At 68.6% G+C, this 23,482-nt stretch carries 19 protein-coding genes and 7 pseudogenes; 16 read left to right on the top strand and 10 right to left on the bottom strand.

Annotation, left to right across the window (positions count from 1 at the left end; translation table 11 throughout):
• Positions 1 to 3: 3 nt before the first annotated feature.
• A complete protein-coding gene (locus tag BMG07_RS21830; protein WP_198086304.1) occupies positions 4 to 1,578 on the top strand; it encodes a M14 family metallocarboxypeptidase in 1,575 nt (524 codons plus the stop codon).
• 6 nt (positions 1,579 to 1,584) lie between these two features.
• Here BMG07_RS21830 and BMG07_RS21835 read toward each other — a convergent pair.
• From BMG07_RS21835 to purM, 5 genes and pseudogenes are all read right to left on the bottom strand, one after another.
• Positions 1,585 to 2,573, bottom strand: a pseudogene (locus tag BMG07_RS21835) (GlxA family transcriptional regulator).
• On the bottom strand, positions 2,549 to 3,160 hold the full coding sequence (locus BMG07_RS21840) for a DJ-1/PfpI family protein (protein ID WP_198086305.1): 612 nt from the start codon (positions 3,158 to 3,160) through the stop codon (positions 2,549 to 2,551). The pseudogene BMG07_RS21835 and the gene BMG07_RS21840 overlap by 25 nt, the downstream one beginning before the upstream one ends.
• Positions 3,157 to 3,717 carry a cysteine hydrolase family protein gene (locus BMG07_RS21845; protein ID WP_198086306.1) on the bottom strand — a complete coding sequence of 187 codons (561 nt, stop codon included), beginning with the start codon at positions 3,715 to 3,717 and terminating at the stop codon, positions 3,157 to 3,159. Before BMG07_RS21845 ends, BMG07_RS21840 begins: the two co-directional genes overlap by 4 nt.
• A 123-nt stretch (positions 3,718 to 3,840) precedes the next feature.
• A pseudogene (locus tag BMG07_RS21850) lies at positions 3,841 to 4,931 on the bottom strand (AI-2E family transporter).
• A 51-nt stretch (positions 4,932 to 4,982) separates the two neighbouring features.
• Positions 4,983 to 6,023 (bottom strand): phosphoribosylformylglycinamidine cyclo-ligase, encoded by a 1,041-nt coding sequence (purM, locus tag BMG07_RS21855; protein ID WP_198086307.1) that lies wholly within the window; start codon positions 6,021 to 6,023, stop codon positions 4,983 to 4,985.
• A 140-nt stretch (positions 6,024 to 6,163) separates the two neighbouring features.
• On the opposite strand from purM, the gene hda reads away from it, so the two are divergent.
• From hda to BMG07_RS21880, 5 genes are all read left to right on the top strand, one after another.
• Complete coding sequence (gene hda, locus BMG07_RS21860) at positions 6,164 to 6,850, top strand: DnaA regulatory inactivator Hda (RefSeq protein ID WP_307867038.1); 687 nt, start codon at positions 6,164 to 6,166, stop codon at positions 6,848 to 6,850.
• A gap of 25 nt (positions 6,851 to 6,875) precedes the next feature.
• Positions 6,876 to 8,498, top strand: coding sequence for a polynucleotide adenylyltransferase PcnB (gene pcnB / locus BMG07_RS21865; protein WP_198086309.1), 1,623 nt, complete (start codon positions 6,876 to 6,878; stop codon positions 8,496 to 8,498).
• On the top strand, positions 8,495 to 9,178 hold the full coding sequence (gene folK / locus BMG07_RS21870) for a 2-amino-4-hydroxy-6-hydroxymethyldihydropteridine diphosphokinase (RefSeq protein WP_198086310.1): 684 nt from the start codon (positions 8,495 to 8,497) through the stop codon (positions 9,176 to 9,178). The genes pcnB and folK overlap by 4 nt, the downstream gene beginning before the upstream one ends.
• Before the next feature lie 124 nt (positions 9,179 to 9,302).
• Positions 9,303 to 9,947 carry a DUF47 domain-containing protein gene (locus tag BMG07_RS21875; RefSeq protein WP_012746613.1) on the top strand — a complete coding sequence of 215 codons (645 nt, stop codon included), beginning with the start codon at positions 9,303 to 9,305 and terminating at the stop codon, positions 9,945 to 9,947.
• A 14-nt stretch (positions 9,948 to 9,961) separates the two neighbouring features.
• Positions 9,962 to 10,972 (top strand): inorganic phosphate transporter, encoded by a 1,011-nt coding sequence (locus BMG07_RS21880; RefSeq protein ID WP_198086311.1) that lies wholly within the window; start codon positions 9,962 to 9,964, stop codon positions 10,970 to 10,972.
• A 17-nt stretch (positions 10,973 to 10,989) separates the two neighbouring features.
• On the opposite strand, the gene BMG07_RS21885 is transcribed toward BMG07_RS21880, so the two are convergent.
• Together BMG07_RS21885 and BMG07_RS21890 are read right to left on the bottom strand one after the other, a co-directional pair.
• A complete protein-coding gene (locus tag BMG07_RS21885; RefSeq protein ID WP_198086312.1) occupies positions 10,990 to 11,436 on the bottom strand; it encodes a TM2 domain-containing protein in 447 nt (148 codons plus the stop codon).
• A 7-nt stretch (positions 11,437 to 11,443) separates the two neighbouring features.
• The gene (locus BMG07_RS21890; RefSeq protein ID WP_198086313.1) at positions 11,444 to 11,968 is read right to left on the bottom strand and encodes a GNAT family N-acetyltransferase; all 525 of its coding nucleotides are present in this window, start codon (positions 11,966 to 11,968) and stop codon (positions 11,444 to 11,446) included.
• 178 nt (positions 11,969 to 12,146) lie between these two features.
• Between BMG07_RS21890 and rpsP the strand changes: the two genes are divergently transcribed.
• The 8 genes and pseudogenes from rpsP (at position 12,147) to BMG07_RS21930 (ending at position 18,315) form a co-directional block, all read left to right on the top strand.
• A complete protein-coding gene (gene rpsP, locus BMG07_RS21895; protein ID WP_056510179.1) occupies positions 12,147 to 12,410 on the top strand; it encodes a 30S ribosomal protein S16 in 264 nt (87 codons plus the stop codon).
• A 15-nt stretch (positions 12,411 to 12,425) separates the two neighbouring features.
• The gene (rimM, locus tag BMG07_RS21900) at positions 12,426 to 12,980 is read left to right on the top strand and encodes a ribosome maturation factor RimM (RefSeq protein ID WP_198086314.1); all 555 of its coding nucleotides are present in this window, start codon (positions 12,426 to 12,428) and stop codon (positions 12,978 to 12,980) included.
• Positions 12,981 to 12,996: 16 nt separating this feature from the next.
• Positions 12,997 to 13,743, top strand: a complete 747-nt coding sequence (gene trmD / locus BMG07_RS21905; protein WP_198086315.1) for a tRNA (guanosine(37)-N1)-methyltransferase TrmD — start codon at positions 12,997 to 12,999, stop codon at positions 13,741 to 13,743.
• 124 nt (positions 13,744 to 13,867) lie between these two features.
• Positions 13,868 to 14,244: pseudogene (gene rplS, locus BMG07_RS21910) on the top strand (50S ribosomal protein L19).
• Positions 14,245 to 14,388: 144 nt separating this feature from the next.
• Positions 14,389 to 15,107 (top strand): annotated as a pseudogene (locus tag BMG07_RS21915) (CoA pyrophosphatase).
• 53 nt (positions 15,108 to 15,160) lie between these two features.
• Positions 15,161 to 16,162, top strand: coding sequence for a CobD/CbiB family protein (locus BMG07_RS21920; RefSeq protein WP_198086316.1), 1,002 nt, complete (start codon positions 15,161 to 15,163; stop codon positions 16,160 to 16,162).
• A 19-nt stretch (positions 16,163 to 16,181) separates the two neighbouring features.
• A pseudogene (hisC, locus tag BMG07_RS21925) lies at positions 16,182 to 17,275 on the top strand (histidinol-phosphate transaminase).
• Positions 17,272 to 18,315: a hypothetical protein gene (locus BMG07_RS21930; protein ID WP_269759261.1), complete on the top strand. Its 1,044-nt coding sequence runs from the start codon at positions 17,272 to 17,274 to the stop codon at positions 18,313 to 18,315. The pseudogene hisC and the gene BMG07_RS21930 overlap by 4 nt, the downstream one beginning before the upstream one ends.
• A gap of 9 nt (positions 18,316 to 18,324) precedes the next feature.
• Here the strand turns inward: BMG07_RS21930 and rsgA are convergent.
• The 3 genes and pseudogenes from rsgA to BMG07_RS21945 form a co-directional block, all read right to left on the bottom strand.
• Positions 18,325 to 19,277 (bottom strand): annotated as a pseudogene (gene rsgA / locus BMG07_RS21935) (ribosome small subunit-dependent GTPase A).
• Between the two features lie 12 nt (positions 19,278 to 19,289).
• Positions 19,290 to 19,646, bottom strand: coding sequence for a 4a-hydroxytetrahydrobiopterin dehydratase (locus BMG07_RS21940; RefSeq protein WP_198086317.1), 357 nt, complete (start codon positions 19,644 to 19,646; stop codon positions 19,290 to 19,292).
• Positions 19,647 to 19,671: 25 nt separating this feature from the next.
• Positions 19,672 to 20,931 carry a M48 family metallopeptidase gene (locus BMG07_RS21945; protein WP_198086318.1) on the bottom strand — a complete coding sequence of 420 codons (1,260 nt, stop codon included), beginning with the start codon at positions 20,929 to 20,931 and terminating at the stop codon, positions 19,672 to 19,674.
• Positions 20,932 to 20,990: 59 nt separating this feature from the next.
• Between BMG07_RS21945 and orn the strand changes: the two genes are divergently transcribed.
• Both orn and BMG07_RS21955 read left to right on the top strand, forming a co-directional pair.
• Positions 20,991 to 21,587 carry an oligoribonuclease gene (gene orn, locus BMG07_RS21950; RefSeq protein ID WP_198086319.1) on the top strand — a complete coding sequence of 199 codons (597 nt, stop codon included), beginning with the start codon at positions 20,991 to 20,993 and terminating at the stop codon, positions 21,585 to 21,587.
• 249 nt (positions 21,588 to 21,836) lie between these two features.
• A pseudogene (locus BMG07_RS21955) lies at positions 21,837 to 23,482 on the top strand (DEAD/DEAH box helicase); the annotation flags it as partial.

The raw sequence follows: 23,482 nt of genomic DNA on the forward strand, positions 1-23,482 counted from the left end.
TGTGTGTCCGGCCTCGCCTTGCTTGCCGCTGGCGCGGCCCAGGCCCAGTTCGATGCTTCGAAAATGTGGACCGAGCCGGCCGCCATCGCGGCGCGCTTTCCCGACCCGCCGGTGAGCTTCTCCACGCCGGGCTTTCGCGCCGGGCGCTCCGACTTTCCTTCGCACGCCGAGGTGCTGGCGTTTCTGGATGACCTCGCGCGGCAGTCGCCGAACGTGCGCATCGAGCGGCTCGGCAATTCGCAGCAGGGCCGCGAAATGCCGCTGGTGCTGCTCGCCGACCAGGGCCGCTTCGACCCGATGCGGCCCACCGTGATGGTGATCGGCCAGCAGCACGGCAACGAACCGGCGGGCGGCGAGGCGGTGCTGGTGCTGGCGCAGCAGTTCGCCAGCGGGCCGGGCGCGGCCCTGCTGCAGAAGGTCAACCTCGTGCTGGTGCCGCGCGGCAACCCCGACGGCGCCGAGCACTTCACCCGCGTCACCGCCAACGGCATCGACGTGAACCGCGATCACCTGCTGCTGCGCACGCCCGAGGCGCGCACGCTCGCGGCCATCACGCTGCGCTACCGGCCGCAGGTGGTGCTCGACCTGCACGAGTTCACGGTCGGCGGCCGCTGGATCGACAAGTTCGGCGCCGTCATGAAGTACGACGGCCTGCTGCAGCCCGCCACCGTGGGCAACCTCGACCCGGCCATCGCGGCGAGCGCGCAGCGCGACTACGTCGACGCCATCCAGACGGCGTTCACGCAGGCCGGGTTGCAGGGCTTCAAGTACCACACCACGTCCGGCGGCAAGTCGTCGGACCGCAGCGTGTCGATGGGCGGCGTGCAGCCCGACACCGGCCGCAACGTGAGCGCGCTGCGCCAGGCCGTGAGCCTGCTGCTCGAAGTGCGCGGCGTGGGGCTGGGCCGGGCGCACTTCGCGCGCCGCGTGCAGACCCAGGTGCTGGCCGCGACCACCGTCATCGAGACCGCCGCCAGGCAGGGGCCGGCGCTGGTGCAGCTCACCGCGCAGGCCGGCCAGCGCGCGCGGGCCGAGGCCTGCCATGGCGAACTCGTGGTCGAGGCGTGGCAGACGCCGACGCGGCAGCGGCTCGAGTTTCTCGACGCGAAGAGCGGGGAAGACAAGGCCGTCGACGTCGAATGGCGCGCCGCCGAGCCGCTGAAGGTGGCGACCGCGCGCCCGCGCCCCTGCGGCTACCTGCTGGCCGCCAGCGAGACCGTGGCGGTGCAGCGCCTGCAGATGCTGGGCGTGCGCGTGGAGCGCATCGACAGCGCGGCGCCGTGGCAGGTGGAACGCTACGAAATTCTTTCCCAGATCGACGGCCAGCGGCAGGACGCGCGCGGCGCCATCGAAGACGGCGAGGCGATCCGCGCTTTCCGCGTGCGGCCGCGCACCGGGCGCGCGGTGGTGCAGCCGGGAAGCTTCTACGTGTCGCTGGCGCAGCCGCTGTCCCCGCTGGTCAGTGCGGCGCTGGAGCCGGATTCGCAGAACAGCTACGCGGCGAACCGGCTGCTCGAGATCGGCGACGACAAGCTGCTGCGCGTGCCCGGCCCCGCGCCGGCGGGCCTCTGGCACTGAGCGCCGTCAGGCCCTGAAGGACGCGTTCGCTTCCGAGGGCGAACCGGGCAACCCGAACTGGTGCCACGCGCGGCGCAGCTGCGTGTCGGAGCCGAAGCCCGACTGCTCCGCCGCCCGCGTGACGCTCGCGCCCGACGCCAGCGCGAGCTGCGCCGCCGCCAGCCGCAGCCGCCGCAAATAAGCCAGCGGCGCCACGCCCGCATGCTCCACGAACAGCCGCGTGAGGTGTCGCGCCGAGGTGTGGGCCACCTCGGCCATGCGCGGCACGCTCCAGTCGGCCTGCGGCTGCTCGCTGACCGCGTCCTGCACGCGGTGCAGCGCGGCATGCAAGTGGTTGCGGTAGGCCAGGAAGGGCGACAGCTCGGGGTCGTGCGGGCCGCGCCGCAGCGCCACCACCATGGTTTGCGCGACCTGCGCCGCCAGCGCTTCGCCGCACAGCTCGGCGATGCGGTGCAGCACGAGGTCGATGCCGGTCGTCACGCCCGCGCTGCTGTAGAGCGGCGGGTCGATCACGAACACGCGGTTGCTGACGACGTCGCAGCGCGGCTCCACCGTGCGCAACTCGCCCAGGTGGTGGTGATGCGTGGTGGCGCGCCGGCCCGCCAGCGCGCCGGCATGCGCGGCCAGCACGGCGCCGGCGCAAATCGTCACCAGCTCCAGCCCACCACGTTCGAAGCGCAGGCCGCGCAGCCAGTGCAGCAGGTCTTGCGCCTCGGGGTTGTCGATGGCGATGCTGTCGCCGGGCAGGCCGACCAGCACCACCCAGCCGGGGCCGCTCCATTGCGTGGGCAGGGGAGAGAGCCCGGCGAGTTCGACGCCGACCGAGCCGTCGCGGTCGGCCGGGGGCTCGCGAATTCGATCGCGAAGCGCTCGGGCTGCCCCATGGCGCTCAGCCGCTGGTTGGCGATGCGCAACGCCTCGGCCGGGCCGGCCCAGTCGAGCACGAGGCTGCCGGGCAGGAGCGCGAAGACTACGCGGATGGGCCGTGGGTCCACGTGTAGTCCATCTGGCGCGCGGTGCGCTCGGCCAGTTCGCGGCCGGCCAGCCGTTCGACGAGGTGCAGGCTCATGTCGATGCCGGCGCTGATGCCGGCCGAGCTGACGACGCGGCCGTTGTCGACCCAGCGCACGCCTTCGCGCACGTCGAGCGCCGGGAACTGCGCGCGCAGGTCGGCAATGTCTTCCCAGTGGGTGGTGACGGCGTCGTCGGTCACCACGCCGCTGGCGGCCAGCAGGAAGGCGCCGGTGCAGACCGAGGCGACGACCTGGGCGCCGGCCGCGTTGTGTGCGATCCAGCGCAGGGTGTCGGGGCTCGCCAGCGGCGCGTCGACCACGCCGCCGGGGACGATCAGCACGTCGGCCTTCGGGCTGTTCGTGAGCGTGTGGTTGGCCAGCAGTTGCAGGCCGGCGCGCGCCTGCACGGGCTGGCCGAGGGCGACCGAGGCCACCTCGAAGGGCGCGGCCGTGCCCGGCTTCAAGCGCTGGCTGACGCGGCTCGCGGTGGTGAACACCTCGAAAGGGCCGGCGAAATCGAGCGCCTCGACGCCGTCGAAGGCCAGGATCAGCACGCGCAAGGCGCTCATGCCACGGCCCGTTCCAGCGCCTGCGCCACGGTGCACACGGTGGCGAAGCGGCCGTGCAGCACGGTGGCGGTGCGGGTCTTGATGTCGGCGGCCGACAGCGGCTGGCCGTCGGGCTGCAGCATGTCGAAGGTCAGCGTGGCGTCGGTCACGTAGTCGACCTCCCAGCCCAGGTCCGAGGCGTGGCGCGTGGTGGTTTCGCAGCACTGCTCGGTGCGGATGCCGCTCACGATCAGGCGGCCGATGCCGTTCTGCGTGAGCCAGACGTCGAGCCCGCTGTTGACCAGCGCGCTGTGGCGGTGCTTGGTGAAGGTGGCCGCGGCCTCGAAGTGCGCGAGCCCGGCAAGGGGGCGCACATGGCCCGACTCGACCGCGAAGGGGTTGCTCGCGTCTGACGGTTCGTCGGTGTGGAAGACCCGCACGATCGGCAGGCCGGCGGCGGCGCAGCCTTCGACGAGGGCGTTCTGGGCGCGGAGATAGGCGGCGGCCAGGCTTTCGTTCCAGTAGGGGCGCTGGCGGAACGACTCCTGGGCGTCGATCACAATCAGACAGGTTTTCATGGCGGCGGCTCGCAAGGTGCGAAGTGGATGATGCTGCCTATTCTTCCAGGTGGCCAGCCGGCAGTCCGTGCCGGGGCGGACCAGAATCGATCAGTTCCGGACATCGCTGCCCGGAAAATCGTCTCAGACCAGCGCAGCCGCCTGCAGCTCTTTCTTCAGGTACGCGTAGTACAGCGGCGCCGCCACCAGCCCGGCCGGGCCGAACACGGCCTCGGCCACGAACATCACGGCCAGCAGCTCCCACACGCTCATCTGCGTGCGGGCGCGACCACCTTGGCGTTGATGACGTACTCGGCCTTGTGGATCACGATCAGGAAGATCAGGCAAGCCGCCGCCGTGACCGGCGAAACCGACAGCCCCACCAGCGTGATCACCGAGTTGCACACCAGGTTGCCGACGATCGGCACCAGCCCCGCCACGAAGGTGAGGGTGATGAGCGCCGGCGTGTACGGCAGGTGCGCGCCCCACATCGGCATGATGAAGAGCAAAAAGATGGCGGTCAGCAGCGTGTTGAAGGCCGCGATCCAGAACTGGGCCGCCACGATCTGGCCGAAGGCCTCGCCGAAGGTCTGCACGCGCTGGTGCAGCTGTTCGGCCAGCGGCAGGCGGCGCAGCGACGCATGGGACACGGCCGCCAGTGCGCCGACGATCAGCCCCACATAGGAAAAGAGCAGCCCGTGCAGCCATGCGCGGCCCGCCATGGCCAGCGAACCGGCCTGCGCGCGCAGGTAGTTGGCGATCACGCGCTGGATTTCGGCGGCGCCCTCGGGCAGGTAGGCCGCGATTTCGCCGGGCAGCTTGGAGCGCAGCTCGAGCACGGTGCGCGCCGTGTAGTCGAGCAGTTCGCGGTACTGGTCGGGCGCGTCGACGATGTATTCGCGGGCTTGCGACAGCAGCAGCGTGAGCAGCGCGATCGGCCCCACCAGCACCAGAATGACGGCCAGCACGCCGGCCCAGCCGTCGGCCCGCTCGGGGCGCTTGCCCAGCGGCGGAATGCGCCGCAGCCCGCCGGACAGCGCCCGCGCGAACCAGCGCGTGGCCAGGAAGCCGATGCACACGCACAGCAGCCCCGGCAGCAGGTGCTCCCACATCACCAGCAGCAAGGCCGCCAGCATCAGCAGGTAGCTTGCAACCATCACGCCGCGCGAGGCGGTCGGGCGGTGCGCGGAGACCGCGGGAACGGCGGGGGTGATGGGTTGCGGCTTCTTGGCCATCCGGGTGTCGGGTGCTCTTTGCTCAGGACGTGGGGACGGAGCAGCCGGCGGTCAGCCGGCGACCACCGCGGCGCCTTCGCCGCGCGCGGCGATCACGCCGATTTCATGCACCGATTCGCCGGCGGCGCGCAAGGTGGCGGCGCAGGCGGCGGCTTCGGCCGCGTCGATCACGACCACCATGCCGATGCCGTTGTTGAAGGTGCGGTTCATCTCGATGTCGTCGATGCCGGCCACCTTCTGCAGCCAGGCGAACAGCTCGGTCTGCGGCCAGCTGCCCTTCTTGAGGTGGGCGGCCGTGCCTTCGGGCAGCACGCGCGGGATGTTCTCGAGCAGGCCGCCGCCGGTGATGTGCGCCAGCGCCTTGATCGGGTGCTTGCCCAGCGCCTCGAGCACGGGCTTCACGTACAGGTGGGTGGGCTCCATCACGGCTTCGCGGAAGGGCTTGCCGTCGAGCGTGGCGGGCAGGTCGGCGCCGGCGCGTTCGATGACCTTGCGCACCAGGCTGAACCCGTTGGAGTGCACGCCGGCCGAGGCCAGGCCCAGCACCACGTCGCCGGGCTTGACGTTCTGGCCCGTGAGGATTTTCGACTTTTCGACCGCGCCGACCGCAAAGCCGGCCAGGTCGTATTCGCCGGCCGGGTACATGCCGGGCATTTCGGCGGTTTCGCCGCCGATGAGCGCGCAACCCGACAGTTCGCAGCCGCGGGCGATGCCGCCGACCACGGCGGCCGCCGTGTCCACGTCGAGCTTGCCGCAGGCGAAGTAGTCCAGGAAGAACAGGGGCTCGGCGCCTTGCACCAGCACGTCGTTCACGCTCATGGCCACCAGGTCGATGCCGACCGTGTCGTGCATGTTCCACTCGAAAGCCAGCTTGAGCTTGGTGCCCACGCCGTCGGTGCCGCTCACCAGCACCGGCTCCTTGTAGCGCTTGGGCACCTCGAACAGGGCGCCGAAGCCGCCGATGCCGGCCAGCACGCCTTCGCGCATGGTCTTTTTGGCCAGCGGCTTGATGCGGTCGACCAGGGCGTCACCGGCATCGATATCGACACCGGCATCCTTGTAGCTGAGCGGGGTGGGCGTAGGGGAGGTCATGGGTGGTCGAGGTCAGGAAGGACGCGAAAGGGTGCGAAGAGCAGGAGCTGAAGGAGGCGCCGGTAACCATGGTGGCCGGGCCGATAGAATTCCTCACGATTTTAAGGGCCCTCGCGGCCCCCTCCATGAACCTTCCCGGGATGAAACAGCTCGCGCTCGATATCGGCATTGCGACGGGCCCCAGCTTCGACGCCTTTTTTGCCGGCCCCAACGAGGCGGCGCTGCGACACCTGCAAGTGTGGGTGGGCGGCGCCGGCAGCCCTGCGCTGCACTCGCCGGTGCCGACCTACTTGTGGGGCGAAGGCGGCAGCGGCAAGAGCCATCTGCTCGAATCGGTGCGTGTCGCACTGCGCGAGCAGGGCGCCAGCGTGGGCTGGCTCCACGCCGGTCTGCTGGAGCCGCCCGAGTTCGACGAGCGCTGGGGCGCCGTCCTGCTCGACGACGTCCACCTCTACACCGCGGTGCAGCAGCACGCGGCCTTCAACTGGTTCGTCAACGCACAGACCCTGCAGCGCGGCGTGGTCGCCGCCGGCGCCTTGCCGCCGGCCGACCTGCCGCTGCGCGAAGACCTGCGCACCCGCCTGGGCTGGGGCCATGTCTTCCACCTGCAGGTGCTGAGCGAAAGCGAACGCCGCGCGGTGCTGCGCCAGGCCGCCGACGCGCGCGGCGTGATGCTGTCCGACGACGTGCTCGACTACATGCTGCATCGCTTCAGCCGCGACCTGGGCAGCCTGATGGAGCTGCTCTCGCAGCTCGACGGCTACGCCCTGCAGACCCAACGCGCGATCACCATTCCGCTGATCCGCTCCATGCTCGAGAACGAATAAGAGCGAACTAGGCTTTCAACCAACAATGATCAAGAAATTCATCGACAAGCTGCTCGGCAAGACCGCCGCCGGCGCACAGGGCAAGAGCCGCTTCGGCAAGCGCCAGGAGGTGCCGGCGGAGGTTCACAAGATCGATCCGGCCCTGGTCGACGAACGCGCGAAGAACGTGGTCACCACGCTGCAGCAGGCGGGCTACGAGGCCTACGTGGTGGGCGGCGCGGTGCGCGACCTGCTGCTGGGGCTGCGCCCGAAGGACTTCGACGTGGCCACCAACGCCACGCCCGAGCAGGTCAAGTCGCTGTTTCGCCGTGCCTTCATCATCGGGCGGCGTTTTCGCATCGTGCACGTGGTGTACGGCCGGGGGCGCGAGCACGAGGTGATCGAGGTCTCGACCTTCCGCGCCTACATGGACAACACCGCCGCCGAACAGGTCGCCGGCAACGAGCGCACCAGCAAGGGCGAGCTCGCCAGCATGAAGCACGCCGTGGACGCCAGCGGCCGCGTGCTGCGCGACAACGTCTGGGGCCCGCAGGAAGAAGACGCGGCGCGCCGCGACTTCACCGTGAACGCCATGTACTACGACCCGGCCAACCAGGTCGTGGTCGACTATCACAACGGCATCAAGGACGCCCAGAAGCTCACGCTGCGCATGATCGGCGACCCGGCCACGCGCTACCGCGAAGACCCGGTGCGCATCATTCGCGCCATCCGCTTCTCGGCCAAGCTCGCGGCCCTGGGCTTCAAGATGGAAGCCAAGACAGCCGCCCCGCTGATCGAGTCGAGCAAGCTCCTGGCCGACGTGCCGCAGAGTCGCCTGTTCGACGAAATGCTCAAGTTGTTGCAGACCGGCCATGCCATCGCAACGGTCGAGCAACTCAACAAGCTCGGACTGGCGCGCGGCATCTACCCGCTGCTGGACGTGGTGGTGGAGCGCGCCGACCAGCCCTTCGTGAAGGCCGCCCTGCAGGACACCGACCGCCGCGTGGGCGAGGGCAAGCCCGTGGCGCCCAGCTTCCTGCTGGCCTGCGTGCTGTGGGCCGACGTGCGCGACGGCTGGGCCCAGCGCCAGGAAGGCCAGCGCGGCCAGCGCCCGCAGGCGCCGTTCCCGGCGCTGCAGGACGCCATCGACGACGTGTTCAATTCCCGCATCGGCGACGTGTCGGGTCGCGGCAAGCTGGCCGCCGACATGCGCGAGATCTGGATGATGCAGCCGCGCTTCGACAAGCGCACCGGCTCCACGCCCTACAGCCTGGTCGAGCAGGCGCGCTTTCGCGCCGCCTTCGACTTCATGCGCCTGCGCGCCGACGTGGGCGAGGTGAGCGAGGCGATTGCCGAGTGGTGGCAGGAATTCAGCACCGCCGACGACGTGCGCCGCCAGGACCTGCTCGAGCAGGTGCGCGAAGAGCAGAAGGGCCGCCAGCGCGTGCGCGTGCGCGATACCGCCGCGCCGGCCAAGCTGCGCAACGAACCCGTGGCGCGCCAAAGCAACACGACCGACTCGGATGCCGGGGACGAAGTGGAAGTCGAGGCCGGCGCCGTGCCGCCCGACGGCGAGGCCGTGCCGCGCAAGCGTCGGCGCCGCCGCAAGCCGCGTCCCGCCGGTAGTGGCAGCGGCGGTGAGGGCGGCGGGAGCGCCGCAGGCGAATGAGCGCGTCCGACAAGCCGAAGGACGGCAAGAACAGCGGCACCCCCAAGGGGAAGCCGCCGCGCGGCGCGGCCGCCAAATCGACCGGTGCGAAGCCTGCGGGCGGCAAGCCGGCCGGCGTGAAACCGGCGGGCGCCAAACCCGCGGGCGCCAAGGGCGCGCCACCGGCACGGCGAGCTCCCTCCAGGCCCGCTCCGCGCCGCGTGCGCGAGGACTACCCGACCGTGCAGGCCTTCGTCGCCATCGGCGCCAACCTGGGCGATGCCGAGGCCACCGTCAAGGCCGCCATGGACGCCCTGGGCGCCCTGCAGCGCACCCAGGTCACGGCGCGCTCGTCGCTGTACCGCAGCGCGCCGGTCGATGCCACGGGCCCCGATTTCATCAACGCCGTGGTGGCCCTGCGCACGGGGCTGGACGCCGAGCAGTTGCTCATCGCCATGCAGCGCCTCGAAACGCAGGCCGGCCGCGAGCGCCCGTTCCCCAACGCGCCGCGCACGCTCGACCTCGACCTGCTGATGCACGGCAATTCCGTCATCGACACCCCCACGCTGACCCTGCCGCATCCCCGCATGCGCGAGCGGGCCTTCGTGCTGAAGCCGCTGGCCGAAATCGCGCCCGACAAGGTGCCGCGCGTGGCGCTGTCGCGCGTTTCGGGCCAGGTCATCGAGCGCATCCGCAACTGACAGCCGGCCGGCGGGTACCCCGTCGGCCCGGTCCGGTTCCGCCCTCCCATTACACTTGCGCGGTTTTTCACGACTCTGTCACACGCCTGTGGCAGGGCGAGACCCGAGATTCCAGGAGAGCGCCATGTTCGGCAAGCTGCTGCCCCGCGAGGGGAATTTTTTTGAGATGTTCAACCAGCACGCCGAGCGCATCGTCGAGGCGGCGCGGGCGTTCGAGCAACTCGTGGCCAATTACAGCGACGTGCACCTGCGCGAGCAGTACAACCGCGACGTCGACAACGCCGAGCGCGCCGCGGACCGCGTCACGCACGACGTCAACCGGCTGATCCACAAGACCTTCATCACGCCCATCGACCGCGAGCAGATCCACAAGCTCATCAACACGATGGACGACGTGGCCGACCTGATCCAGGACTCGGCCGAGACCATGGCGCTGTACGACGTGCGCCACATGACCGACGAGATCGTGCGCCTCACGGCCCTGAGCGTGAAGTGCTGCGACCGCCTGAAGGACGCCGTCAAGTTCCTCGGCAAGATCGCCGACCCGGCCGTGGCCGAGGCCACGCTGAAGACCTGCGAGGAAATCGACCGCCTCGAGTCGGACGCCGACCGCGTCATGCGCAGCGCCATGAGCAAGCTGTTCCGCGAGGAGCCCGACGTGCGCGAGGTCATCAAGCTCAAGGCGATCTACGAGCTGCTCGAGACGATCACCGACAAGTGCGAGGACGTGGCCAACGTGATCGAGGGCATCGTCCTCGAGAATTCCTGAGCGGGTAGCGACCGATGGCAACGGTTCAGGTCGCCCTCTGGGTGGTGATAGTGCTGGTCGCGCTCGCGATCCTGTTCGACTTCATGAACGGGTTCCACGACGCCGCCAATTCGATCGCGACGGTGGTTTCCACCGGCGTGCTCAAGCCGGGGCAGGCCGTGGTGTTCGCGGCCTTCTTCAACCTGATCGCGATCTTCATCTTCCACCTGAGCGTGGCGGCCACCGTGGGCAAGGGCATCGCCCAGCCCGGGGTGGTCGACGTGCACGTGGTGTTCGGCGCGCTGGTGGGCGCCATCAGCTGGAACCTCGTCACCTGGTACTACGGCATTCCGAGCAGCTCGTCGCACGCGCTGATCGGCGGCATCGTGGGCGCGGTGATCGCCAAGACCGGCGCCAGCGGCCTCGTGGCCTCGGGCATCTGGAAGACGGTGGCCTTCATCTTCGTGTCGCCGCTGCTGGGCTTCTTGCTGGGCTCGATGATGATGGTGGTGGTGGCCTGGGGCTTCCGCCGCGCCACGCCGTCGCGCGTGGACCGGTGGTTCCGCCGGCTGCAGCTGGTTTCGGCCGGCGCCTACAGTTTGGGCCACGGCGGCAACGACGCGCAGAAGACCATCGGCATCATCTGGATGCTGCTGATTGCCACCGGCTACGCCAACGCCGGCGACGCGAGCCCGCCGACCTGGACCATCGTGAGCTGCTACGCCGCGATCGCGCTGGGCACCATGTTCGGCGGCTGGCGCATCGTGAAGACCATGGGCCAGAAGATCACCAAGCTCAAGCCCGTGGGCGGCTTCTGCGCCGAGACGGGCGGGGCGCTGACGCTGTTCCTGGCCACCGCGCTGGGCATTCCGGTGTCGACCACGCACACCATCACGGGCGCCATCGTCGGCGTGGGCTCCACGCAGCGCGCGAGCGCCGTGCGTTGGGGCGTGGCGGGGAACATCGTGTGGGCCTGGATCTTCACGATCCCGGCGTCGGCCTTCGTGGCTGCGATTGCCTACTGGCTCAGCATGCAGCTGTTCTGAGCCAAGAGCCGTTACCGTTACTGCGAAATCTTCCGGCCTTCTTCGACCTGGTGCTCGAAGTAGCGCTGGAAGCTGAACACGATACTGGCCATCAGGATCGTGCTGCCGAAGAACAGCGACAACACCACCGCGCCGATGGTGAACCAGTTCGTGTGGCCGGGCGCCGCATCGGCCGCTGCGTTCGTGTTGAAGCGGGCGTTCCACTTCTCCGGCGTCATGAGGCCGTAGACGATAGCCGTCAGCGCGCAGCCCGCGATGGTGAAGCCCAGCAGCGGAATCAGCGCCCAGCTCAGGCCGTCGTCCACGCCGTACATGCGCACGCGCTCAATGCCGTAGATGCCCAGCGCCGTGGGAATGGGCAGCAGCCAGCCGAGCCAGTCGCCAATGCCGCGCAGGTAGAAGCGGTGCAGGCCGAGCGGGCCGCCCAGGAAAGTGAGCCAGGCGGCGGTGGTCTTGTTTTTCATTCGGGTCTCATTCGGGGCGGGTGGTGCTGCCTTCGCCGAGCACTTTTTCCATCAATACGACATCGCGCCATTCGCCGAACTTCCAGCCGCAGTCTTTCAGCACGCCCACGTGCGTGAAGCCCTGGCTGCGATGCACGCCGACCGAGCCCGCGTTGGCCGAGTCGCCGATCACCGCGATCAGCTTGCGCACGCCGGCCGCCTCGGCGGCCTGCGACAGCGCGGCCAGCAGCTTGGCGCCCAGACCCTTGCCGCGTGCTGACTCCGACATGTAGATCGAGTCCTCGGCCGAGAAACGGTAGGCCGGGCGCGGCTTGAACCAGTTGCAGTAGGCAAAACCCAACACTTCGCCATTTTCTTCGGCGACCAGGTACGGCAGGTTCTTGGCGAGCACGTCGGCGCGGCGGGCGCTCATGTCGGCGGGGGAGGGAGGCTCTGTTTCGAAGGTGCCGGTGCCGTTCAGCACGTGGTGGCCATAGATGGCGGCGATGGCCGCGATGTCTTCTTCGCGGCTGGGACGGATGGTCAGGGGCATGGGCGGAAACAGATGGCGCAAGGCCGGAATTCGTGAAAAACGCGTGTCGGGCTATAATCGCAGGCTTTTCAGCGTGTCGCTGGCCGGGTGGCCATGTCGCGTGTCTCGACGCTGGAAGAACATTGTGAGCGGGCCTCTTCTTCATCCATAAGGCCTGCTGACCACCCAAGGATAAATCATGGTCGTCATTCGACTCTCCCGCGGCGGCTCCAAAGGCCGTCCGTTCTTCAACATCGTCGTGTCGGACAAGCGCGTTCGCCGCGATGGCCGTTTCATCGAGCGCCTGGGTTTCTACAACCCGACCGCCAAGGAAAACGAAGAAAGCATCCGTATCGCCCAGGACCGCCTGGCGTACTGGAAGAGCGTCGGCGCACAAGCTTCGCCCACCGTTCTGCGCATCATCAAGCAAGCTGCCGCGGCAGCTCCCAAGGCGGCGGCCTAAGCGTCCCGCACGGCGATGTTGCCTACACTCGAAGCCGCCGAATTGCCGGCGGATGCGATTGAAGTCGGGCGCATCGCCGATGCATGGGGCATCAAGGGCTGGTTCAAGGTCCTGCCCCACAGCGCCCAACCCGAGGCGCTCTTTTCTTCCAAGCGCTGGTTCCTGCAGGCTCCCGGAGCCTCCGCCGCCACCGCTTTCCGGCTCGCGATCCGCGAAGCCAAAGAACATTCCGACTGCATCGTCGCCACATCCGACGACGTGGCCGACCGCAACGCCGCCGAGGCCCTGCGCGGCGCGCGCGTCTTCGTGCCGCGCTCCAGCTTTCCCACGGCCGGCGACGACGAGTACTACTGGGTCGACCTGATCGGCCTGTCGGTGGTCAACCGCGAAGGCGTGGTGCTCGGCGCCGTGCGCGAGCTGCTCGCCACCGGCCCGCAGACCACGCTGGTGCTCACGGCCGAAGAAGACGGCAAGGCCATCGAACGCATGGTGCCCTTCGTTTCTGTCTTCGTCGACAAGGTCGACCTGGCCGGCCGGCTCATCACGGTCGACTGGCAACCCGAATACTGAACGGCGCTCGCGCGGCATGCGCTTCGACGTCATCACCCTGTTTCCCGAGCTGTTCGCGCCCTTCGTGGCCAGCGGCGTGACGCGTCGCGCCTACGAGTCGAAGCAGGTCGAGGTCGTGCTGTGGAATCCGCGCGACTACGCGCTGGGCAACTACAAGCGCGTGGACGACCGCCCCTTCGGCGGCGGCCCCGGCATGGTGATGATGGCCGAGCCGCTGGCGGCCTGCCTCGACGCGGCGCTGGCCGCGCGTGGGGCGCAGGCGCCCGTCGTGCTGTTCTCGCCCATCGGCGAAGCCCTGAAGCACGAAGCGGTCGAGCGCTGGTCGGCCAGCGAAGGCGCGGTGCTGGTCTGCGGCCGCTACGAAGGCATCGACCAGCGCTTCATCGACGCGCGCATCACCCACCAGATCAGCCTGGGCGACTTCGTGCTCTCCGGCGGCGAGATCGCGGCCATGGCGCTGCTCGACGCCGTGGCGCGCCTGCAGCCGGGCGTGCTCGGCGACGAGGCCAGCCACGTGCAGGACAGCTTCAACCCCGCGCTCGACGGCCTGCTCGACTGCCCGCACTACACGCGGCCCGAACAGTGGAACGGGCAGGGCGTTCCGGCCCCGCTGCTCTCGGGCCACCATGCGCAGATCGAGCGCTGGCGGCGTGACCAGCGGCTGGCCATCACGGCCGCCCGGCGCCCCGAATTGATCGACGCCGCCCGCGCGGCGGGGCGTCTGGGCAAGGCCGATGAGGCCGCGCTGAAAAAAAAGCTATAATCTTCGGTTCCCCGATCCTCTGCCCGGCCGCGCCTGGCAATTTCATGGGGCAGGTCGCAAGACACGCCCCTGGAAGCCAACAGCGCCTTTTGTGTAGCCCGACACGATCGACTATCAGGAAATCATGAACCTCATTGAAACCCTCGAGCAGGAAGAAATCGCCCGCCTCGGCAAGACCATCCCCGATTTCATGCCTGGTGACACCGTCATCGTGAGCGTGAGCGTCGTCGAAGGCACCCGCAAGCGCGTGCAGGCCTACGAAGCGTCGTGATCGCCAAGCGCAACCGTGGCCTGAACAGCGGCTTCACCGTGCGCAAGATCTCCAGCGGCGAAGGCGTGGAGCGTACGTTCCAGACCTACAGCCCGCTGATCGCCGGCATCGAAGTCAAGCGTCGTGGCGATGTGCGCCGCGCCAAGCTGTACTACCTGCGCGAGCGCAGCGGTCGTTCGGCACGCATCAAGGAAAAGCTGCCGAGCAAGTCGACGGCTGCTGCCAAGTAAGCAGCGCTGTCGTGCAAGAAAAGCCGCCGCTCTGGCGGCTTTTTGCATTGGTGCTCCGCACAAAAAGACAGCGTCGCTTTTTTACGCTCTACTCCTCCTACCCGGTTCCCGCCACTTCATCTCTTGACCACCACTTCCGTCCCCCTGCAATCCGTGCCCCTCGAGCCTGTCAACGCCGTGGTGCCGCCCACGCTGCTGCAGTTCGATCCGCGCGAGGCGCCCTTCGAGGACGGCAGTGACGGCTTGCCCGCGGTGGCCCCCGCGCAGCTGACGGCGCAGGCCCTGCGCGCACGCTTCGCCACGCCCCCCGCGTGGACGCCCGAGCTGCGCCGCGAGCCGCGCATGATCGACCGCGCGCCCGCGCAGGCGGCCGTGCTGGTGCCGATCGTGCAGCGCCCCGAAGGCGCGAGCGTGCTGCTCACCGAGCGCACCACGCACCTGTCGAACCACTCGGGGCAGGTGGCGTTTCCGGGCGGCCGCGTCGATCCGGAAGACGCCAACATCAGCGCCGCCGCGCTGCGCGAGGCCTGGGAAGAGGTGGGCCTTTCGGCCCAGTTCATCGAGGTGCTGGGCAGCCTTCCGACCTACACGACCGTGACCTCGTTCATCGTCACGCCGGTGGTCGCGCTGGTGCAGCCCGACTTCGAGCTCACCATCAACCCTTACGAAGTGGCGCAAGCTTCGAGGTGCCGCTCGCATGGCTGATGGACCCGGCCAACCACCGCCGCCATTCCGTGAGCGCCACCGACGGCCGCAGGCGCCAGTGGTATTCGATGCCCTACCAGGACGGCCCCGACGAGCGTTTCGTCTGGGGTGCGACGGCGGGCATGCTGCGCAATCTCTACCGCTTTCTCGCGGCCTGAATCTGCCCTCTATTCCCGCCTGAATCTTCAGGCGGTCTCGCTATCATCGAAGGATGAGCTTCTTTGCCATCCTGTGCGCGTTGCTGATCGAGCAGGTGCGCCCGTTGGGCCCGCACAACCCCGTGTACGGCAGCGTTCTGGCGTGGACACGCTGGACCAGCCGCAACTTCGACGCGGGCAAGCCGCATCACGGATGGATCGCATGGGGCCTCGCGGTGTTCGTGCCCACGCTGATGGCGCTGGGCGTGCACTGGCTGCTGGTGCTCACACTGGGCCTGCCGTTCGCGGTGCTCTGGAGCATCGCGGTGCTCTACGTCACGCTGGGCTTCCGTCAGTTCAGCCACCACTTCACGGACATCCGCGACGCGCTCGACGAAGGCGACGAGCCGCTGGCGCGCTCGCTGCTCGCGCACTGGCAGGGCGTCGATGCGGCCGACCTGCCGCGCAGCGAAATCGTGCGCCACGTCATCGAGCATTCGGTGATCGCGGCGCATCGCCACGTGTTCGGCGTGCTCGCCTGGTTCTCGATCATCGCGGCCATCGGCCTGGGCCCGGCGGGTGCGGTGTTCTACCGCATGAGCGAGTTTGTCTCGCGCTACTGGGCCCACAAGAACGGCGCCGCGGTGCAGCCGTCGAGCGTCTCGGTGCAAGAGGCGGCCGACCGCGCCTGGCACGCGATCGACTGGCTGCCCGCGCGCATCACGGCGCTCGGCTTCGCGGTGGTCGGCAGCTTCGAGGAAGCCATCGATTGCTGGCGCAACGACGCGCAGCGCTTCCCCAACGAGAACGACGGCGTGATCCTGGCCGCCACCTCCGGCGCGGTCAACGTGCGGCTCGGCGGCGGCGCGCTGCGCCCGATTCCGACGCTCGATCCGCTGTCGCGCGCCCAGGCCGGTGAATCCGTCGCCGACGGCCGCCCGCCGGACAGCGGCAGCACGCCCGGCCGCGAGCCCGAGCCCGGCCACCTGCGCAGCGTGGTGGGCCTGGTCTGGCGCTCCGTCGTGATGTGGATGGTGCTGCTGGCCCTGCTCACGCTGGCGCGCCTGCTCGGCTGAGCCGGCGCCAAGGAATTTCATGACCACCCCCGTCCCGGCTTTCTGGAGCCCGCGCATCGGCGCGCTCGAACCCTACGTGCCCGGCGAGCAGCCGCGCATCGCGAACCTCGTCAAGCTCAACACCAACGAGAACCCGTACCCGCCTTCGCCGGGCGTCGTCGGCGCCATCCGCCGCGCGGCCGAGAACAGCCTGGAGCTCTACCCCGACCCCACCTCGCTCGCGCTGCGCGAAGCGGTCGCGCGGCGCCATGGCCTGCGCGCCGACCAGGTGTTCGCGGGCAACGGCTCCGACGAGGTGCTGGCGCACGCCTTCTTCGCGTTCTTCCAGCAGGCCGAACCGCTGCTGATGCCCGACGTGAGCTACAGCTTCTACAAGGTCTACGCGCAGATCTACGGCATTGCCTGCGAGCTGCAGCCGGTCGACGACGGCTTGCGCATCGACATCGACGCCATCGCGGCACGCGCCGGGCAAGGGTGCGGCGGCATCGTCATCGCCAACCCGAATGCGCCGACCGGCATCGGCGTGCCGCTCTCGCGCATCGAGCAACTGCTGCAGGCCTGCCCCGATCGCGTGGTGCTGGTCGACGAGGCCTATGTCGATTTCGGTGGCGACAGCGCGCTGTCGCTCGTCGACAAATACCCGAACCTGCTGGTGGTGCAGACGCTTTCCAAGTCGCGCTCGCTGGCCGGCCTGCGTGTCGGTTTCGCCTGCGGCCAGTCGCACCTCGTCGACGGCCTGGTGCGCGTCAAGGACAGCTTCAATTCGTACCCGATCGACCGGCTGGCATCCGCCGGCGCCGTGGCCTCGCTCGAGGACGAAGAGGCCTTTCGCAGCGCCCGCGACAAGATCGTCGACACCCGCGAAGGCCTCACGCTGCAGCTCGAGGACCTGGGCTTCGAGGTGCTGCCCTCGCAGGCCAATTTCATTTTGCGCGCCATCCCGGGCGCGATGCCGCCGAACTGGCCGCGTCGCTGCGCGAGCGCGCGGTGCTGGTGCGGCACTTCAGGCAGCCGCGCATTGCGCAGTACCTGCGCATCAGCATCGGCACGCGCGAACAATGCAGCCTGCTCGTGCAGCACCTGCAAGACATTCTCCTCACCCCCTCTCCATGAACGAAGCCCTGGCGATGCCGCCCCACGTCACCGACCCGCGCTCCGCCGCGTGCGCGAGCTTCTGGCAAGCCGTGAGCAGCCAGCTCGAAAGCCTGCGAACCCTCTCCGGACCGGAGCTGATGGACGCACTGAACGGGCTGCTGGAGCCCTTCTTTCCGCAACTGGCCGTCGAAGTGGCGGGCGATCCACCGGCCTTCAAGCTGGTGCTGACGGCACACGGCTCCATCGACGACTTCGACGATGTGATGACGCTGGCGCAGTGCAGCCCGGCATTGCCGCAGGTGGAGGTCGAGGCCTTCAGGCAGCGCACCGGCGAAGGCTTCAGCATGCGGATGAACGACTTCGAGCTGGCGAGCTCTGAAATCCTCGTGAAGCACGAGCCCTACAGGGGCCTCGTGGCGCTGGAGATCGGCTTCGCCAAGCCGATCCCGATGGACATGCAGGACCATGTGCGCCACATGAGCCTGATCATGCTCGACCACATCCTGGGCGAGTACGACACCGCGGTGAAGGTCGGGCCGGTCGACTATGTCGATGTCGGCGACCCGGCCGATTTCGACGGCGTGTCGCTCGACACGTTCGTGCCGCTGTTCGACGCCTGCTGGCGCGACCAGCTCGGCCACACCGGCGTGTTCCCCGTGGGCGAGCATTCGTGGTCGGGCCTGAACGCCACGCGCGAGGCCGCGGACGGCCGCGAGATCGAGCTGGTCGTGATGCGCAACGACTCGGCCACCGCGCTCGTGGGCCGGGCCGACCTGAGCCATCGCCTGTCGGCGGCCGTGCCGGTCGAGTCGGGCGAAGAACTGGAGCAGGCGCGCATGCACGAAGACCAGCTGACGGCGCTGCTGCAGAAGCACGAGGAAGGCTGTTGCACGCACGTCGTGCTGGAGGAGGGCGTGCGCACCGTCTACTTCCAGGTCGCCAACCCCGAGGCCGCGATCGTGCACGCGCAAGCGGTGCAGGCGGAAGCGGAGTTGCCGGTGTCCCTTGACCTTGCCTTCGACCCGACCTGGAACGCCTACCGGATCTGGCTCGGCTGAGCCGCGGGCTCAGTACCGCTTCTGGCTCAGTTCGGCGAACAGCTCGCCGTAGATCTTGTAGCGGCTCGCGCTGATGCCCTCCGGCGCGGCGGCCGAAGCCACGTTGGCGATGACGCCGCAGCCCGGCTCGTGCAGATGGGTGCAGTTGTAGAACTTGCAGTCGTTCGCGTGTTCGGCAATGTCGGGCATGAGCCCGGCGAGCTGCATCGGCGCGATGTGGTTCAGGCCGAATTCCTGGAAGCCCGGCGAGTCGATCAGCCCCGTGGTGCGCGCCTCGTCGATCCAGTACCAGGTGGTGCTGGTGGTCGTGTGCTTGCCCGAGTTCAGCGCCTGCGAAATCTCTTGCGTCAGCACCGTCGCGCCCGGCACCAGCAGGTTGGTCAGCGTGCTCTTGCCCGAGCCTGACGGCCCGAGCACGAGGGTCGATTTGCCGGCCAGCAGCTTCATCAGCGACGCGTAGTCGGCCTCGCCCGAGGCCTTCAGCGACAGCGGCAGCACGCCGTGGTGCATGCGGCGGTAGGGCGCCAGCTTGGCCCAGGCGCGCTCGAAGGGCTCGACCAGGTCGCTCTTGTTGAGCGCGATGATCGGCTGGATGCGCTCGGCCTCGGCGGCGATCAGCGCGCGCGCCACTGGTGCTCCGAGAACTCGGGCTCGGCCGCGATCAGGATCAGCACGTGGTCGAGGTTGGCCGCGAACGACTTGGTGCGGATCTCGTCCTGCCGGTAGAACAGGTTGCGGCGCGGCAGCACCTGCTCGATGGTGCCTTCGTCTTCGCTGGCCTGCCAGTGCACGCGGTCGCCGACCACGGCCTGGCTCTTCTTGCCGCGCGGATGGCAGATGAGTCGTTCGCCCGCGGGCGTTTCGACCAGGCAGTGACGCCCATGGCTGGCAACGACAAGGCCGTCGTGGAGTGCCTTCGCGGCAGGGGCCGCGGGCGCGGCGCGGCGGCCCGGCTTAGCCAAGGGCGTGGTCCGTCATGCGGCGGCGCCAGGGGCGCCCACCAGCGCGTCGGCCTGGCGCGCGCAGTCGAAGTCGGTGACCGACAGGCCGCCCACGTCGTGCGTGTTGAAGCGCACCACGCAGCGGTTGTAGTGCACCGACAGGTCGGGGTGGTGGTCTTGCGTGTGCGCGACCATGGCCAGCGCGTTCACGAAGGCGATGGTCTCGAAGTAGTTCGAGAAGGTGAAGGTCTTCTCGATGGCCACGTCGGCGCCGTCGCCCGTGAGCTTCCAGCCGTCGAGGCGCGCGAGGCTCGCGACGATTTCGGTGGCGCTCAGCGCCTTGCGGGGAGGGAGGTTCTTCCAGTCTTTGGGCTTGAACATGCTGCTCATGGGAGGCTCTTCGAAAATGAGGGGATCAGGCGGCCGTCATGCGCGCAAGGCGCTCGGAGGCCGGTGGGTGCGAGTAGTAGAAGCTCACGAACACCGGGTCGGGCGTGAGCGTCGAGGCGTTGTCCTGGTAGAGCTTGAGCAGCGCGGCCGACAGGTCGGCGCCGCTGGTCTGCGCCACGGCGTAGGCGTCGGCCTCGAACTCGTGCTTGCGCGACAGCCGCGCGGGCAGCGGCGCCACGAAGAAGCCGAACACCGGCACCGCGAGCATGAACAACAGGAGCGCCAGCGCGCTGTTGGGCGCGGCCATGTTGGGCTGCACGCCCAGGCCCGTGTAGAACCAGACCTGCGTCGACACCCAGCCCAGCAGGGCAAAGCCCGCCAGGCTCAGCGCGAACATGGCGATCAGCCGCTTCACGATGTGGCGGTGCTTGAAGTGGCCGAGCTCGTGCGCGAGCACGGCCTCGACCTCGCTGGCGTTGAGCTGGCGCAGCAGCGTGTCGTAGAACACCACGCGCTTGCTGGCGCCGAAGCCCGTGAAATAGGCGTTGGCGTGCGCGCTGCGCGTGCTGCCGTCCATCACGAACAGGCCCTTGGCGGCAAAGCCGCAGCGCTTCATGAGCGCCGTGACGCGCGCCTTCAGCGTGGGGTCGTCGAGCGGCTTGAACTTGTTGAACAGCGGGGCGATGAAGGTCGGGTAGATCAGCATCAGCAGCAGGTTGAAGCCCATCCACGCGCCCCAGGCCCAGAGCCACCACAACTGGCCGGCCGCGCCCATGAGCCAGAGGATGAGCGCCGCGATCGGCAGCCCGATGACCGCGCCCAGCAGCGTCGACTTGAGCGTGTCAGCCAGCCAGAGCTTCCAGGTCATCTTGTTGAAGCCGAAGCGCTCTTCGAGCCGGAAGGTCTGCCACAGCGTGAAAGGCAGCTCCAGCAGCCCGCCGATGGCCGCGAAGGCCGCCAACAGCACCAGCTGCTGCACCATGCCGCCGCCGAGCCAGGCCAGCAGCAGCTTGTTGAGCACGTCGAGCCCGCCGAGCAGCGTCCAGCCGAGCAGCAGGGCGGTGCCCCAGGCCATCTCGACCAGGCCGAAGCGCGCCTTGGCGATGGTGTAGTCGGCGGCCTTCTGGTGGGCGGCCAGGGTGATGGTCTGCGCGAAGGCGGGCGGCACGGCGCCGCGGTGCTGCGCCACGTGGCGAATCTGTCGGGAAGCGAGCCAGAACTTCACGAGCAGCCCCGCAACCAGCGCGACCGCGAAAGCAATGGTGAAGATGAGCGAATAGGACATGGAGCGGCGAGTTTAGCCCTCGCTATCTGGGGCCGCAGCCCTTCGACGACAATCCTGCGATGCCCGAATCCCTTGACCCGACGCCCCCCGCAGCCGTGCCCACCCTGAAGAAAAGCGACCAGAACCTGGTCTGGCTCGATTGCGAAATGAGCGGTCTCGACCCCGAGAAAGAGCGCCTGCTCGAAATCGCCGTGGTCGTCACCAGCCCCGACCTTGCGATCCGCATCGACGGCCCCGTGCTCGTCATCCACCAGAGCGACGCCGTGCTCGACGCCATGGACGCCTGGAACAAGGGCACCCACGGCCGCAGCGGCCTGATCGACAAGGTCAAGGCCTCCGAGATCGACGAAGCCGCCGCCGAACAGCAGCTGCTGGAGTTCATCGCCAGGTACATCCCGCGCAGCGGCTCGCCCATGTGCGGCAACACCATCGGGCAGGACCGGCGCTTCCTGGTCAAGTTCATGCCCAAGCTCGAGGCGTACTTCCACTACCGCAACCTCGACGTCAGCACCCTGAAGGAGCTGGCCAAGCGCTGGAAACCCTCGGCCTACAGCAGCTTCAAGAAGCAGCAGGCGCACACCGCGCTGGCCGACGTGCACGAGTCGATCGAAGAGCTGGCGCACTACCGCGAAACCTTTCTGCGCCTTGCAGATTGATAACGATTAGGTAAAAACCCGAATCCGTGCCATAATTGCGGGCTTCGCTGATCGGGCTACGTGTTTTGAAACCCGGCCAGCGTCTCTTGCATCTCCCTATCTTGCACACCGAGCCCGATCGCATCCGCTGATCAAAAAGGGCCGCAGCCTCCGGCGAAAGCCAGAAGTTGAATGTCGTTGGATGGTTGATGTTTTTAACCACCAACGGGGCGCCGCCTACGGCAGCGCTCGCGTTTGAGATTGATATTCATGACCGACGCTTTTGAAGCGCAGGGCGAGTTCGCGCCTGTGCAATCCGCTACCAACAACGAATTCACCGCCGCCGTGGACACCGTGTCCGAGGCGCCCATTCTCGAGGCGCTCGACGCAGCCGCCCCTGAAGCGGCCGTGGCCGAAGAACCCGCCAAGCCCAACGGCTTCATCAAGCTGGGCCTTGCGCCCGAGCTGATCGCCGCCGTGGCCGACCTGGGCTTCACCCAGCCGACCACCGTGCAAGACAAGGTGATCCCGATCGCCATGGGCGAGCAAGAGGGCGCGGCCCAGACGGCTCGCTTCGTCGACCTGATGGTCTCCAGCCAGACCGGTTCGGGCAAGACCGCCGCCTTCCTGCTGCCCGTGCTGCACACGCTGCTCAAGCGCCAGGCCGAAGCCGAAGCCGAAGCCAAGGCCGAATTCCAGCGCCTGGCCGCCGAAGCCGCCGCGCGCGGCGAAACCGTGCCGAAGAAGCCCAAGCGCAAGGATCCGACCAACGCCCGTCATTTCAAGGCCGCCACCCCCGGCGCCTGATCCTGTGCCCGACGCGCGAACTCGCCCAGCAAGTCGCGCACGACGCCATCGAGCTCGTTCGCCACTGCCGCGGCCTGCGCATCGCCAACGTCGTGGGCGGCATGCCCTACCAGCTGCAAATTGCACGCCTGCAGAACGCCGACCTCGTCGTCGCCACGCCGGGCCGCCTGCTCGACCTGCAACGCTCGATGCAGATCAAGCTCGACCAGGTCAAGTTCCTGGTGGTCGACGAAGCCGACCGCATGCTCGACCTCGGCTTTGCCGACGACCTGGCCGAAGTCAACCAGCTCACCATCGAGCGCCAGCAGACCATGATGTTCAGCGCCACCTTCGCGCCGCGCATCCAGCAGCTGGCCCAGCGCGTGATGCGCGAGCCGCAGCGCGTGACCATCGACAGCCCGCAGGAAAAGCACGCCAACATCAAGCAGGTGCTGTTCTGGGCCGACAACGCCCAGCACAAGCGCAAGCTGCTGGACCACTGGCTGCGCGACACCACCATCAACCAGGCCATCGTGTTCGCGAGCACGCAGGTCGAGTGCGACGGTCTGGCCAACGACCTGCAGCAAGACGGCTTCAGCGCCGTGGCGCTGCACGGCGCCCTGAGCCAGGGCCTGCGCAACCGCCGCCTGATGGCGCTGCGCCAGGGCCAGGTGCAGATCCTGGTGGCGACCGACGTCGCCGCCCGCGGCATCGACGTGCCGACCATCACCCACGTCTTCAACTTCGGCCTGCCGATGAAGGCCGAGGACTACACCCACCGCATCGGCCGCACCGGCCGTGCCGGCCGCGACGCATCGCCGTCACGTTCGCCGAGTTCCGCGATCGCCGCAAGATCATGGACATCGAGCACTACAGCCGCCAGCAGTTCAAGGCGGAAGTGGTGCCGGGCATGGAGCCGCAACAGCGCATGCCGCAATCGCGCCCGCCGCAAGGTGAGTTCCGCGGCGGCCGTGGCGACAACCATTCGCGCGACCGCAAGTTCGGCGGCGGCGGTGGCCATCGTGGCGGCAATGCCGGCGGCTTCGGCGGCGGCAACAGCAACTACGCCGGCGCCAGCGGCTTCAACGACCGCGGCTCGCGTCCCCCGGCACCGCGCGGCGGCGGCTTCG

The sequence above is a fragment of the Variovorax sp. E3 genome, assembly GCF_016082275.1.
Taxonomy (GTDB): domain Bacteria; phylum Pseudomonadota; class Gammaproteobacteria; order Burkholderiales; family Burkholderiaceae_C; genus Variovorax.